General features: G+C 25.6%; 7 protein-coding genes and 1 riboswitch. All 7 genes read left to right on the forward strand.

Annotated features, from left to right (window positions below; all coding sequences use genetic code 4):
• Nucleotides 1–373 precede the first annotated feature (373 nt).
• The 7 genes from ACJA25_RS00215 (at nucleotide 374) to ACJA25_RS00245 (ending at nucleotide 16540) form a co-directional block, all read left to right on the forward strand.
• Nucleotides 374–8884 carry an FtsX-like permease family protein gene (locus tag ACJA25_RS00215; protein WP_406615567.1) on the forward strand — a complete coding sequence of 2837 codons (8511 nt, stop codon included), beginning with the start codon at nucleotides 374–376 and terminating at the stop codon, nucleotides 8882–8884.
• 1 nt (nucleotide 8885) lies between these two features.
• Complete coding sequence (locus tag ACJA25_RS00220; RefSeq protein ID WP_406615569.1) at nucleotides 8886–9827, forward strand: ABC transporter ATP-binding protein; 942 nt, start codon at nucleotides 8886–8888, stop codon at nucleotides 9825–9827.
• A gap of 10 nt (nucleotides 9828–9837) precedes the next feature.
• Complete coding sequence (locus tag ACJA25_RS00225; protein ID WP_406615571.1) at nucleotides 9838–10758, forward strand: alpha/beta fold hydrolase; 921 nt, start codon at nucleotides 9838–9840, stop codon at nucleotides 10756–10758.
• Nucleotides 10759–10915: 157 nt separating this feature from the next.
• Complete coding sequence (locus ACJA25_RS00230) at nucleotides 10916–12436, forward strand: putative cysteine peptidase (protein ID WP_406615573.1); 1521 nt, start codon at nucleotides 10916–10918, stop codon at nucleotides 12434–12436.
• A 349-nt stretch (nucleotides 12437–12785) separates the two neighbouring features.
• Entirely contained in the window at nucleotides 12786–13265 is a 480-nt protein-coding gene (locus tag ACJA25_RS00235; protein ID WP_406615575.1) for a hypothetical protein, read from the forward strand.
• Nucleotides 13266–13579: 314 nt separating this feature from the next.
• Nucleotides 13580–14146, forward strand: coding sequence for a hypothetical protein (locus ACJA25_RS00240; protein ID WP_406615577.1), 567 nt, complete (start codon nucleotides 13580–13582; stop codon nucleotides 14144–14146).
• Between the two features lie 322 nt (nucleotides 14147–14468).
• Nucleotides 14469–14633: riboswitch (Lysine riboswitch) on the forward strand.
• Nucleotides 14634–14707: 74 nt separating this feature from the next.
• Entirely contained in the window at nucleotides 14708–16540 is a 1833-nt protein-coding gene (locus ACJA25_RS00245; RefSeq protein ID WP_406615579.1) for a M3 family oligoendopeptidase, read from the forward strand.
• The last annotated feature ends 17 nt before the right edge of the window (nucleotides 16541–16557 follow it).

Here is a 16557-nt window from a genome sequence, read left to right on the forward strand (position 1 = left end):
CGCTACTGAAGAAGCAGTCGAACCAATAGAGGTTAAAGAAGAAACTACACAAGTTCAAAAAGAAGAACAATCTGAGCAAGAAGAAAAAGAGGTTAAGGTTAAAGAAACCAAAACCAAGAGCACTAAAGCCAAAAAGGACTCAGAAACACAAACTAAACCAAAACCTAAAAAAACTTCTTCAAAGCCTAAAAAGAATGAATAATAATAAATTTGTCTCAACTAAAATTGAGGCTTATTTTTATTTTAAAAAATAAAAAAATTTAATTAAAATCAAAAATATAACATTAAAAAACAAGCGTTTTGGACAAAAATAATTATTGATTAGAACAAAATATTATATGTAAAATATTTACAAAATAAATTAGGGAGTTCTATGTGAAATTTATTTAAAGAAGCATTTAGATCACTTAAGAAAAATAAAGTTGTGGTAGTTGGACTAAGTATTTTAGTATTTTTAGTTTCATTAATTTTTACATTGCTTTATGATCTAAAAACCACAATGACCACCCAATTTAATAACTACAAAAAAGTTTCTAAACTTCATGATGTTACTGTTGATTTAAACCTTTCTAATCAAGGTTCACCATATAAAAATGGTTATACCAATAACGGTAAATTAAATGACGATTCAAATTTTGATACACCTAAAAAATTTAGTTTAGATTTATCAAAATGAACTAATGAATATATCGATAGCACATTTACTTCTGATATTTATAGAGCAAACGTTAGAAAAATGATTAATGATTTGAAAAACAAAGAAAAATCTTTGATTTTGCAAATCAAAAATGATAGTTCATTTATTCAATTATCAAATTTAAATAAAGATAGTTCAAAACCAATTCCTGATGAATATAAAGATTTATATATTAAAAAAGAAGAGATACTTAACTTATTTAATTTATATACTTTAATTAACGAAGTTAATCAAGGAAATAATTTGGTTGACTTTAATTTAAAGGAACAAGATTTAAAAAATAGTTACTTTAAATTCATTAATTTATCTAATCCTAATATTGAATATAGTCCTACATATGACTTGTATGAAAAAAAAGATAACGATTTTCAAAAATACAAAAAGATTTTAAGTATTAATAAAAATCAAAATATTCAATTAGACAAAACATACAAACTAGAAGATATTTTTTCTTTATCTAAACAAATTCAAGAAACCACTTTACCTGATGGAACAATTGAAAAAAAGACAAACTATTATGTTTCTCAAATTGCCTCAATGTTCATTAATTACGAAACTTCTGAAGCTACTTTCGAATTTACCAAAGGTAAAAATTGAATTGAAAACAAAAAAGGAAAAATCGTTGATACTAGTGTTTTAATGAAATTATTAGGTTTCGAACCTTTTAAAAATAAAAACAACGAAGTAGTTGAACACCTTTATCAATGTATTAATTTTGATAAAACTGTTGCTGCTCAATTCATTAATTTAACTAATCCTAATGAATATTCAAAAGAAGATACATTAAAAATGAATTTTTCATTTGCTTCTTTTAATATGGATAACACTATTGAAGGTGTAGAACAAAAAATAACTTTACAAGAAAATAAACAATATTCAATTCCTGCTGAATGAATTTTTAGTCATGAAGTTAAAGTCGAATTTGCTCGTTGATTTTATGAAACCACTTTTAACAGAAACCAAAAATCAAAAGAAGATCCAAATGTTTCAATGGCTGATAAATGAACAGATGAGTATTACAATTTTATGAATGAAATTGAAAAACCTAATAATGAGGAAACTAAAAAATTTCATGATTATTTTTGAAGTTTTTCATATTGAAAACAATTTAAAACAGCACTAGTTACTCCTTTTGATGCTGATGGAAAATTAGATTATTCAAAAACTGAAAGCAAAGAATTGATTGTTAATTTAACTAATGAAAACGATTATTTATTGCTTAAACAAATCGATTTAGTGGATAATGGAACCAAAATAGGTTCAATCGAAGAAATTGAAAGCAAAAGTACAAGTTATTCTTCAATTGAAAAATTATTTGACCAAATAATTGATGAAAAAATTCTTTCAACTAGATTAATTAAATTAAAGGAAGTAGTTTCTACTAGAACAAGAAACAAAGTTATTGAAAAAATTAAAAACAATGTACTAGCTAAACATTCAAAAAATCCAGAGCAATTTATTGGTCTAAGACAAACTATGACCATTGATGGTTTGGACGATAAAAATAAAAAACAAATTTATCATTTTATCAATATCGGAGACAAAGACAAAAAGGTTCTAGGTATTGAATTAAATGTCGGTAAATTGTTTGAAGAACAATCAAAGAATTCTCAAATTTATGGTTGAAATACAACTAACTTTTTTAAATCACCACAAATAAATCCAATTGTTGCTGCTCGTTTAATTCAAGCATATAGTCAAAATCTATTTTCTGATCCTAAGTATATTGAACCAGAATATCACTATGGCACAATGATAGACAACAACTATGAACAAAATATTTACATTGAAAGAAAAAATACCAAAATTATCCAACTTTCAAAATGACTTGAAAACGCAAAAGATTCAGATGGTAATTTATTACCACAATTACCAAAAGAACAAGACATCAAAATAGCAGTTGCATTACTAGGTAAGCAATATAAATTAGTTTATAAAGCACCTCAAAATAAAAAAGATGTTTGAATTAATTTTCCTAATTCTAAAGATTTCATCAATGACTTTGATTATGAAAAATTAAAGCAATGAATGATCGCAACTAGAAGCACCATTAGAACTAAATTTATTAATACCACCGAAGGTTGAATCAAGGTAGATAAAAACTTTAATAATATTTGATATATTCCAATTTATTTTGAAGCACCAAAATCAGACATTATTCAAAATATATTAACTACTAACTCAATTCAATCATTTATGCAAAGCATTGAAAAATACTTAATGAATTCAGATTTAATCAAAAATGAATTTATTACTGTACAACAAATGTACGAATTGGTAAAAGCTGCTACAAAAGTTTTAAACAAACATAAGTTTTACAATGTTTTATTAAATTCACAAATTGATAAAAATCTAGTTGAAAAAATAGTCATTGATTTATTTTATGAATTAACCACCAACAAAAATGGTGATATTGTTAAATCAATTTTACTTAGAATTTTTAAACGTTCAGTAGAAATCATAAAAGTAAATCCTACTATTGACAAACAAAAGAACTTTTTAATTAAAGAATTAAATAAACTATTTAACATCTTTAAACAAATGTTAAACATAGATATTACTAAAATCTTTTCTTCAGAAGAAATTGTTAAAATCTCACATGATCCAATTAAAGTATTAACATTCTTAAATGAACTTGTTGATTCTTTTGACTTCAAAAAAGTGTTTAGTCAAGCAAAAGAATGAATGGATAAATATGCTGATAAGCAAGTAGAAGCTCAAATAAATAATCCATTTAATTCTAATGAATTAACCACCAATAAATTCACTAACAAAATTTCAAAAGATAATTGAGTTTATTGATTCTTAAATTCTATTGATCAAAAGAAAATTAAAAAATCATTATCTACTTTAATTAGAAACATAGATTTTTCAGTTCTATTCAATTTAAAAAACAAAGAAAGTATTATCACTAGATTAATTACTTTATATGTTCCTAAAAATGAAAAAGATATCGAATTGATCTTAAACAAAATTGATAAATACAAAGATAGATCATACAAAAACGTTAAAGATTCATTAGTAAACATTGTTAACAATTTTGACTTATCAATCTTTTTAAATGAAATTCAAAAGATACTTTTTGAAAACAATGAGTACAAATTTACTAATTCTTTAGAAAGAATTAAATATCTTAGTTCAAAAGATAACAAACCGCATTATCAAATAGTTCCTTTAAGAAAAAACATCATTAAAGATGAAGATTACATTTATGCATTTTTTAAAGCAATGTTTAATGTTCCTGGTTCAAATAGAGAATTCAAAAAGAACATTTCAGAGATGTTGAACTTATCAGATGCGGGGAGAAAAATTGATCTAGGTAATGGAAGAAGTTTAATTCTTCCTGATAATGATAGTGAAAGATTAAGCTTGCTTGATTTGATTAATCTTTCAAATTTAAAAATTGAGAACAAAACTAATAAAACAATTTTTAATGATGTAACTAATTTAAAAAACATTCTTAATGTAGTTTTAGAAAAAATTAACCAAAATAAAGAAAAAGTAAAATTTGAAGATTTTGGATTAGCACAAGAAGAACTTTTATTGGTTAAGAAAATTTTTAAAATCAACACCAATGAAGAATTACAAAAGAACTATCAAACAATTATTGCTCAATTATTGAATTTGAACAAATTCTTTAACCAATTTAATTTAAGACTTAACCACGAAAGCTTTACTTCATCTTCTTGAACTATTGCTGAATGAATTAAATATTTAAAGGATTGAGACGGCAATATTAATGCTCCAATGATTAAGGACATTAAGAATTTACTTAACTTCTTTTTAAAATCTTCTACCAATCCTGACACTTTTGGTTTAGAAAATATTTCTTTAATTAGTTTTTGAATCAACACCGTTGCTCACAACCCTTATAATGCTACAAGTAAAAGTTCTATTCAATTTGTTAAAGATTTATTAAATTTAGCAAACGATGCTGAAATTAAAAAAATCATTAACAATAAAGATTTAGATGATTTTTCAAACGAAAATATCGAACTTCACGAAAGTACTAAATTAGGTATCACTATTGGTTTAGTAAAACTACAAGAAACCACCAAAAGAATTTTTGCTAAAGATGCAGATGACAAATATGTTCTTGATGCAATAAATAAATTAATAGCAAAATATCCAGAAATCAATAAAGATGATTGATTAAAGAAAAACAAAGTTGAACTTATAAGAAACTTAGCTTTAATTTGTGCTAATGCTGAATTAACTGAAGGTGTTTCTAACCCTAATATTGATAATGGTTTATATTACTATGTAGTTGAAAATATTTTAAATAATTATTTATCTACTGAAAGTTTTTGAAGTGTAAAAGATATTGTTTCTGACTATATTTATAACAATTTAGCTGCTAGAGTTTCAGATTATTTTGGTATCAATTCTGCAATTTTTAATAGCGTATTACGCCAAGTATTTCCTCAATTTTTAGTTTATTATTTTGCTAACACTACTAAAGAAGGGTTAAACAAAAAAGCTAATTTACAATATTTATTAGAAGAAAAAATTATCAATTTTGAAGAATTAGCCAACGAAAAAAAGAATTACAAAAACTTAATCGCTTATGATTTTCTTATTTCATCAATTAAGACTAAATACTCAATTAAAAACCATGAAGAAAACATTTTCCAAGATGGTGAAGTATTAAAAAGTAGAAAAACTTTAGGTTTTGACAAACCATTTTTTGACAAATTTAATATTCCAGGAGATAATTCGTTTTTCGGAATAGATTTTCCAAAAATGATTAATGAAGTTCTAAATAGCATTTTAGAATCAACTCCACATAATGAAGTTGTTTATACATCACCTTCATCATATGTTGCCAAAGTTAATCATGCTTACTTGGAAAGAAACAACAAATCAATTTATACTGGAAGTATTCAACATTTTACTAACCCAATTGATTTAGAAGAATTTTTAGACACCTTAGATTCAAAATACATTTTGAATGTTAATGGAATTAAGTTCTTAATTGTTGGTGCTGATACCACTGTCGATTATTTATACCCAGTAGTTGATGAAAACAATTTACAAACTAATGTTTCTAGTCAAGCACTTGTTTTCTTAAACAGTGAAGGATTTGACAGAATTCGTTTAGGTTATGCTGCTAATGCTATTAAAAACTATTTATTGGTTAAAAATCCAAATGAAAAAGATAAAAATAGTGACCAATTAAAACAAGAACTACAACAAATTATTAAACAAAATGTTCCTAATAACCAACTTGAAAGAGTCTATAAAAACACTGAAATTGACCCAATCAACCCTGAAAGAGCATTAAGAGTTTCTACTATTAGTGCGATGATTAACTCAGTTAATTTAATTTCAATTATTAGTATTTCCTTTTTAGTAGTTTTAATTGGTATTTCTACCACCTTTATCATTAAAAGATATACTAGCTCAAAATACCGGGTTTTAGGTATTTTAGTAGCCCAAGGATATTCACCATTAAAAATTGTGATTTCCTTTACTGTTTTTGCAATGGTTACTTCGATCATTGGCGGAGTTTTAGGTTATGTAATTGGTAATAGGTTACAACTTGTATTTTTAAACCTATTTAGTTCTTATTGAACCTTACCAAAAGAAGTAGTTAACTTCAACATCTTTTCATTACTATTTACAGTTATTGTACCTTTTATATCAATGAGTTTATTAATCATTATAGTTTCACTTTCTTCATTACGTCATAAACCAATCGATTTAATTTCTGGAAGCGCTGAACTAAAACCAAGTAAGGTATATAACAAGGTTAAAAAATCAATTAAGAATTGAAATGTTAAACGTAAGTTCTCAATTTCATTAATCTTTAATGGAATTGGAAAATTAATTTCCTTTGGTTTAAGTATCGTTTTAGTAGCCGTAACTTCAATGTTTGCATTAGCAAACTCATCTGTTTTCAAAAATACTTTAAATGATACTTACCAACATAGAAAATATACTTTTAGAGCCGACTTAGAAACCCCAACTAGAGAATCGGGACAATATAAAACATTTTATAATTCTGACAACCAAGGATTACAAAATAATCTTTATGTTCCTATTGGTGTTTCTTCAGAAGCAATTAAACATAGCTATGATTACTTTAAACCAGGAATGTCTTCAATCATCAATAGTGATCCTACCAAAAACGGAAATCCTACTTTAGGTGATTCACACATTTTAACCCAGTTTTCAGTTAACATCAAAGTAAGCACCGGGGTTGCAATCGACCCATGACAAACCGCTTACAACTCAATGCCTGATACCCAAAAAGCAAGAGTTGATCAATTACGTCACCGGGTAGCTGCAGAATTAATGGCTTTCCAAGATGGTCAAAAAGGTACTGGCGAAAATCAAGGCTATATTAAAAAAATGGTTATCTATTTCTATCACGATCAAAAATATCCTATTGAATATGAAGCCAAATACAACGAAAACCGCAAATATATTTCTTTTGTTTGAATCAAAGAACAAGAATGAGATTTGATTAAAAACAAACCTCAAAGCGAAATTAATAAATACTTAATTGACAAACTTGAAAAGAACGAAGTTAAAAAAGCTGAATTTTTCAAATATGTTTTAGGTGCTACCTTAAAAGAATCAAAATTTGTTTATATAACATACGATTCACAAGGTTTTGAAGAAAACAAAGATATTCAAACTGGTGATGATACTAGAAGAGCATATCGTGAATTCTTGATTGATGCTTATAAGAAAATTGGTCAAGAGATCCAAATTCAAGATGATAAGCAAGAAAAAATACAAAAACTAGAAGAAAAATTAAGCGCTTCTAAAACCAAAGAAATTAGAGAAAAAATTCAATATGAAATCTCACAAAATTATTCTGAATTCGCTCGTAAATCAACTGCGGTTTTAAACACTGTTTTATATCCAAATAACCAAAGTAAATTTACTTTACCAGTTGTTAATGATTACTTTATTAGTTTTGGTGGAGTATACTACAATCCAAAAGTTGATGAATTATATTCATATGCTAAAGTAGCAAATACAAAATTTGGTACAAGCAACATTATTTATGGATTTAATGAACAAAATAAATTAGTTAAAATCGTTGATGAAAAAGGAAATGACTTATTAGCAAAATTATTAAAAATAAAAACTACTAATGAGGTATATCCAATTATTATCAATAATGTTGTAGCTAACAAATACAAAGTTAAAGAAAATGATGTAATTGATTTTAGCATTGAAAATCATGTTGATAGATACAAGAATAAAATATTAACCAAAATCTATGACAAATTTAATCAACAATACAAATACAAATTCAAAGTTATTGGAATTAGCAACACACACATTGGAAATGAATTTGTAACTTCTAGAGAGATTGTTAACAAAATTACTGGATTAGATTCTCTAACCAATAATGGTCAATTACCATTTAATGGTGTTATGACCAAAGGTAATGCACCACAACAATTAGTTGGTTCTACTTCTATTTATTCAAATTCTGGTTATTGATCAGGAAATGATTTGTTTAACTTCGAAAACATGTCTGATAGTGAAGTTAAAGACGTATTCGAAAGTATCTTTAACAAAGATAAGGGTATTTTAAAACAACAATTGAATTTAAATCCTGATGAAATAATGAAATTTATTTCTAATGACAAAAACATTCAATACTCTGATTCACAATATGAACAAATTAAAGCGACCCAAGCTAAAACAGTACTTGCTTCATTTGCTGATGTTTATAACCAAACAATGTATACTGCTTTAGGTGCTTCAATTTATGCTAAAAGTATTGAAGTTGGATTTACCAACCAAATTGCCAATGTTGCTGAAAATGTTATTACCATTATTATCGGAATATCATTCGTTATTTCAATAATTGTTTTAGTTATTATTTCTAACATCATCATTGCTGAAAATGAAAAGAATATTGCGATATGATCAATTTTAGGATACAACCGGAAAGAAAAAATCAACATGTTCTTTACCATCTTCGTTCCATTTATCATTGCTACTATTATTTTATCTGTACCAATAACTTATGGAATAATATATGCTTTTAAAACCTTTATTTTAGCTAAACAATCAATTTCTTTACCTATTTACTTTAATGCATTACATATAGGTGGAGCTGCATTAGTTATTTTCTCAATCTTTATTATTACTTCATTATTAGTTTGATTAAGCATTAATAAAATGAAACCAATTGACTTGTTAAAAGGACGGGATTAATATGAATCAAGAAACACCAACAAACATTGAACAACAAGAAGAAGAATTAGAATATTTAAGTTCTAAAAAAATAAAAGAGAAAATTAATGTTTCTAATCTTTTTGACATCATTGATAAAAACATTAAAAATAAAATTTTTAAAGTAGATTCAAAGATTCAAAAAATCCTCATCAAAGCTGCTAAAAGAAAAAGAAAAAAAGATCAATTTAAAGATCTTAAAAATGAGGAAAAAAGAGTTATCGAAGTTAAGAATGTAATCAAATATTATCTAGATGGCCAAAAAGTTTCTAGAATTTTAGAAAACATTTCTTTTTCTTTAAACAAAGGTGAATTTTCAATGATTTTCGGAAAATCAGGTTCTGGAAAATCAACATTATTAAACCTAATTTCCGGTTTAGATAGACCTTCACAAGGTCACGTAATTGTTTGTGATTCTAATTTGCCATATTTAAGTGATGTTCAACTTACTAAATTTAGACGCAAAAACGTTAGTTTCATTTTCCAAAATTACAACTTGCTTTCTAATTTAAATGGATATAACAATGTTGAAACAGGCGCTTATTTACAAAAAGATAAAAGCAAAAAAGTAGACATTATTGATTTATTTAAAAGATTTGAAATGGAAGAAGTTATTGACAAATACCCTTCACAAATGTCAGGGGGACAACAACAAAGAATTTCTATTTTAAGAGCACTTGCTAAAAATGCGGAAGTTATTTTTGCTGACGAACCTACAGGTGCTTTAGATGAAAACACTACTAGAATAGTATTAAAATACTTATATGAAGCTAACAAAGAGCAAGGAACCACTATTGTTATGGTTACCCATAACCCACTATTGGCTCCTATTGCTGATAAAGTTATTCATATTGAAAATGGTAAGATAGCTAAAATAATTGAAAATAAAGAAACAATTCATCCAAATGAATTAGATCTAGACTAGAAAAGGAGATATGCAATTTAAATATACTGAATTAGACAATGAAAAAGTTCCTCTTTGAATTGAGGATAAAAAACTAGATACTACTGTTTTATTCATACATGGAATAAACTCGAATAGTGATTTTATTGAAAAACTAAAAGAATTCGATCTTCCTTTTAATTCCATTGCAATCAATTTACCAGGAAGTAAATACTTTGGTCGGGAAGTTTCAACCCAAGACATCACTATTGAATATTGAATTCAATGTGCTAAAAAAGTTTTAGAAAGCATCAAAACCAAAAATGTAATTATATTTGCTCACTCAATGGGAGGAGCAGTAGCATTAGAATTAGCTAATGATCCAAAAGTTTCTAAAGTTATTATGCTTTCAACTATTAATCCATCAATGACCAAAACTAGCGGTTATTCAAATCTAAGAAGTGTTATTGAACCTCAAAGCAAAACTTCATTTTTGTGAGGAAAAATTATTTCTCTTGGTGCCAAAATGTTTTCAAAAGGTAGAGCGTTATTAGATTCATTTTCTTCAAAAGGAAAATGAGTTACATTACTTAGTGGTTGTGTTTTAAATAATGATTATCTTAATTATTTAGACGAACTATATTTTAAACACAAAGATAAACTAATTTTTATCATTGGTCAAAATGACAAATTAATTGGTACCGAACAATTTCTAGAATATGGTAAAAATCTTGATGTTTTATCTGTAATGATAGGAAAAAATCATTCTCCAATAAAAGATGATCCAAAAGGAATTTTTCTCTTTTTAAAATTTTTAATCAATAGCAAGAAAAGACATTGATGACAAAAACTTGGAGATTTTAGCAAAGATTACTTAGAAATTAACGAGAAACAAGATTTGCAAGAAATCGATAATAGCTTGGATATCATTGAAGAAGCAATCACTGAAATTTCAGAAAAACCAAAAAAATAAACCAAAAGATAGGTAAAATAGCACCTATCTTTTTTGTTTTTTAAGCCGAAAAAAAGCCTTAAATAAATGGAAATATTTCATTTATTTAAGATATTTACTTAAAGTAAATATAATTTTCAAGTATTTATTTAATAATGTAAAAATAAAAAGGAGAAATATGAAGATAAAAAAATTATTACCACTTGTAGCAGCATGCACTCTGTTTGTTGTTCCGACTTTGAGTACTAATTTAACAAACGAACAAAAAAAGAATGAAAACGAAACAAATTTAGAATTACTTGTTCAAACTGTAAGAAATGAAGCAAAAAGTTATTTAAAAGATTTAGAAAAAGAAATATCGATCAAAAATTGAAAAGAAATTTATATGATTGATCCTACTACAAAGGAAAAAATTGATCTATTTCTTTTTATGTTTGAAGATCGAGGTTATTGTGTTATGGAGAAAAACACGCTAATTTCAATGGAAATGAATTTTCAAACAAAAATTTCAGAAGAGGAATTTGAAAATATAGAACATTATTATATTAGTCCATTTTGAATAAAAAATCAAATAAGTAATAGAGAACCCAAACCTGCCGCATTACTTTCAACTCGTAATTTAAACCCTACCACAAATAAAAAAGAAATATCTATTGATTTAAAACTTTTAAAACAAAGAAAAGAAGAAATAGAAGAGAATTTATTAGAACACTCATTAAATAAAATTACTCCTGCTAAAAAGATACGGGAAAAAATCGAAGAAGAATGAGACCGCATCTCAGATGAATTAGCGCAGAAAGTGCCTAATTATGTTATTAACCCTGAAAAAGAAGTTGTAAAAGCTGATTATGAAGTTCCTTATTCATGATGGTTTAGAAATAATGTTAATATGTTTGGTTATGCTGAACAAAAAGATTATTATTTTGAAAAATATTGAAAACAACCCAAACCACCAAAACCTGAACACATTGAAGAAGGTAAAACGTATTATGATTCCAATGGCATGTGTATGTTAAATGCGTTATCTATGTTAATACAATATCAACACTTGTTTGTGAATTCCAAATGAATAAGTGAAGAAATGGAAAAAAAATACATAATTAGTCCTAATAAAAAAGGTTGGTATTATGATCAAGAAATTTATGAAGAAGGTAAAGACACAATTCAACTTTTAAGATGAAAAAAATTACCAGCAATTCCTTATGTTTCTCCAGGTTTTTCATTAGAATTGTGAAAACATGGGTTTGAGTATGGATTTGGTTTGAAATCACTATGAGACTTAATTAAAACATTAAAAAAATATATGTCTATCGATGTAGGGTATGATAAATATAGTTACTGAGGTTTTCCCACCTTTCCACAACAGCCCTGAAAACAACTTTATAAAGGGCACCCAATATTAATTGCTGGTACTATGTCAAATCATGAAAATGATAACAAAGCAATGAATCACGGAATTGTTGCGTATGGAAAATGATATAACAAACGGAATAGAATTCATCGCGATAAATATTTAGTTCATTTTGGTTGAAGCGATTGCTCACAAGTAGTTTTTGATTTTAGATTAACAAGAGTAATTGGAATGTACTTCACAATAATGGACAAAACCCCTAAAAAAGATAGGGTAACAAAACCATTTTTTGCTTATAAAGGAAAAATGGTTAGTGCTAAGGAATTGGCAAATGAGAAAATTGAATAAAAATAAGACGTTATTATTCTCATTAACATTGTCGTTCTTAATTATTATCTATCTTTTAGGATTTTTGAGTAGTTTTGTTTTTCCCTTAACAAGAAAAACAAAAGAACTTCTTTTTCACAATATAACATATTCAATGTTTGTTACTTTTTGAGCGTTAACAATATCAGCTAATATAATTCTTTATTTTATAAATTGTCTTTCTAATAACTTAATAAGAAAGAAAGTAAATTTCTATGTACTAAGTATTGCTTTTATTTTTATTATTGTGCCAATCTTTAGTTTTATTTTTTTTAAAAAAGACATTTCCCCAATTTATGTTAAAAATTATTTAATATCAATTAGTCTTTGAATGTCAATGTTTCCATTTGAAATATACTTTTTTGCAATAACTTTTATATACGGAATTTTTATTTGAATTGTTAGCGATATGCTTCACCAACATTTAACTTTAATTAAATTTTTACAAACTACAAAATCATTAGAACTTAATGCTTCTAAGGAAAATGAATTTTTCAAAGCAAATGAAATAATTTTTTCAACTGAAAAATTTGAAAATTCAAAATTGTTAATTGATACCAAAGACAACCAACTTTATTTTGTTGATTTAGAAAAAGCCTTAAGTAAAGAAGAAAAAGATGAATTTTCATTTTGTCTGAACATTAAAAAAGTTAAAAAAGATGCTTTGAATTTTGAAATTAGTTATACAAGCAAATCAAAAACATTAATAATAAAATGTGATTGAAATATTGAAAGTAAAAATCTAATTCTTCTTTATAACAATAATGGAAAATGGAATAATGAAACAGTAAAAATGGAGGCAAAACAGTAATGAAATATATTTGTAAAAAATTATTAGAAAATATTTTATTTTGATTTGTAATTATTTTTGCCATATTTTTCTTGTTTTTTTCATATTTTGGATATCTTTTTTCACTTTTATTTGAACCAACAAAAAATTCTAGTAATATCGAGAGAGAGTTCATTTTCATAGTGCTAGCGTTTTTTTACGGTGAATTATGAGTGCTTGTAATACCAATTTTTGCTATATATATTTTATTTATTTGAAGTACAAATTTAAAAACACATATTAAATGAGTTTTATTCAATTTTGTATTGTTGAGTTTCATTTTTAAAATTTTATTTATGCTCTTTTTTGCGGGAGAAATGGTACTATTTGATTTACAAAGATTTGTAAACATAAACTCACTTATAATTTATTTTATTTTTCAGCAATTTCATTTAGTTTTTCTTGTTTTTATTGTTTGATACAAAATACAAGCAATTAGAAAAAATAATGAAAATCAAAGATTTTTCGAAAACATTATTAAGTTAGAAAATAATGATCTTTTTGTGAACGAAACAAAAACAACTGATAAATTTATGTTATTCAAAAATGGTGATAAGAAAATATTTTTCAATTTTGAAAACGAAGAAAAAAACATAAAAGAACAAATTAAAAACATTTTAAAAACAGACCAAGTGAAAGCTAAAATGAATTTCAAATATCAATTTATTGAAAAAAATATTTCGCAAAGTAAATTTGAAATCATTTTTAAATCACAAAAACAAAAGGTAAAACTAAGTTTTGACTTGTATATAACTTCTGAAGATTTAATTTTAAAAAGAACAACAATAACCAAAAATCAATTATTAAAAGAAAAACTAGAATTTTCATTACCAGAAACTTCTCATTTATTATTAACCGCCTAAGTTTTATTAAAATAACGATTTTAATTCCCTCAATTTTCAACGAGGGAATTTTTATTTAAATTCCTTTGCGAAAATTAGGTACAGCAAAGTAATAGTTGTAAAAAACACCTAAAAAATGGAAAGAAAAATAAAATAAAAATCATTTTTAAAATATTTTATAATTTTTACATTATGTTAACAATAAGAGAAACAATGAACAAGAAGTTTAATATTAATATCATCGCTATGATTTCGATGATTATTTCAATTTAAACCTGAGTTTATTTTTCTTATCTAGTATTAAAATAAAAACAGGTGTTAATGTAATATGCCTGTTTTTTTAAAAAACTATAGAGGAGCTTTTGGAAAGAGTATATAGTGGAGCAGGCATGCAAGGAAACTATAAAAAGGTTACAAAAGCCGAGTTGTGAATGAAGCAAACATTTATGACGGTAACAAAGCATAAAAGATTGTTACTCAACAAGAATTTGTTGGTGCTATAGTTCTATAAATTTAATAAATTTTTATTATCTTTGTAAGAACTATAGGCGTATAGTTCTTTTTTGTTTTTAAAGGAGTAATATGAACCCAAAGCAATATAAAAAATATAGTGATGTACCTGAACAATATAGGTTCGATTTAGAAGATATATTACAAGGTAAAACTATTGACCAATTATTAGAAGAATATAAAAATATTTATTTAGTTAAGATTGAAAACAAAGACACAAAGTATGAAGATATTGAAAAATATTTAGCAGATATTGAAATTGGAAAACAATTAGAAGAATTGTCAAATAGGATAAATAACTATTTATCGAATGCCCACAATGTCAATTTATCTGATCCTAAAATTTTAGCTTTAATGCAAAAGCAAGAATTGTTAGAAAATGAATTATCAACAAAATTTGGTTCAGAATTAAATCGCTTTTATAAAAATATTGACAAAATGAAACAATGGAAAGAAGATCCAAGGTTAAAAAATTATAAAATCGCAATCGAAGATTCGATAGCAGAATATGAACACAAGTTAGAAGATAGTGTAGAAGAATACTTAGTAAAATCATCAATCGGAGAACCAAGTTTAGAATCTATATTTGCTATTATTACTGATAGTGAAATGGATTATGGTTATCCTAAAGATTCTAAAAACAAAGCACATAAACTAACAAGAGCTAACCAAGTTTCTTTAATGAAATCAGATGACAAGATTTTAAGGAAAAACACCAGGACAAATTGAATTAAAGCAATTTATGATCATAAAGAAAGTTTGGCTCAAATCTTATTTCAACATTTTAATCGTTTAGTTACAATTTCCAAAATTAGAAAATATACTTCAACAGTTGAAATGCTCACTAAAGATGACCAAATGACTGATGAGTTGTTACAAAAACTATTTACTAATGTTTCTAAACAAAAAACCATATTTAGTAAATTTTCAAAATACTACAAAATCTTTTACCAAAGCAAATTCAAAGAAAAATTTAATTACAAATATGATTCTTATAGAGAACTAACAAAAATTAAATCTTCTTACACTATTGAAGAAATGCAACAAATAGTTAAAGAAGCATTAAAACCATATGGTCAAGAATATAGCAACAAAATCAATGAAGCGATCGAAAAAAGATGGATTGACTATATGAGTGTTGATGGAAAGCTATCAGGAGCATATTCCATTGGTGAAAGCTATGGAATAAATAAAAAATATATTCTAATGAATTTTGATGGAGATCTTAGGTCAGTAGAAACACTAGCACATGAATTAGGTCATTCAATGCATTCTTATTTTTCAGATAAAAATCAACCAATTGAAAATTCACAATATCCAATTTTTCTAGCAGAAATAGCATCTATTTATAATGAATTAATGTTATATGACTATTTATTACAAAAATCAGATAACATCCAATTTAAATTTAAGATTTTAACTTCTATGATTAAAGGATTTATTGGTACAGTTATGCGTCAAGTTGAATGAGCAAATTATGAATTTGACCTTTATAAAGCAATCGAACAAGGTCAACCTTCTTCTTCATATGATGCGATTAGTAAAATCTATTTTGAAAATTCAAAAAAATATAGTGTTAAGAAAACTAAATACCAACCATTTGATATGGTTGCCTCAGTAGATGTGCCACATTATTATTATCACTTTTATGTTTATAAATATGCAATTGGTCAACTAGCAGCAAATTATTTCTTTGTTAAATACAAAAAAGAGGGTTCACAATTTTTACAAGAATACATTAACAACTTTTTATCTGCTGGTTGCATAGACAAACCTTTAAAAATATTAAAAAATAATGGAATCGACTTAAATGACCAAACATTTTATGAAGATGGATTTAAATTTGTCGATGATTTAATCAAACAATGAATAGAACTAGGAAAGAAAATATTTAAAATCAAATAATCATAAAATACTTATAT

Origin of the sequence: Mycoplasmopsis hyopharyngis, assembly GCF_045276885.1 — a bacterium.
Classification (GTDB): domain Bacteria; phylum Bacillota_I; class Bacilli_A; order Mycoplasmatales; family Metamycoplasmataceae; genus Mycoplasmopsis; species Mycoplasmopsis hyopharyngis.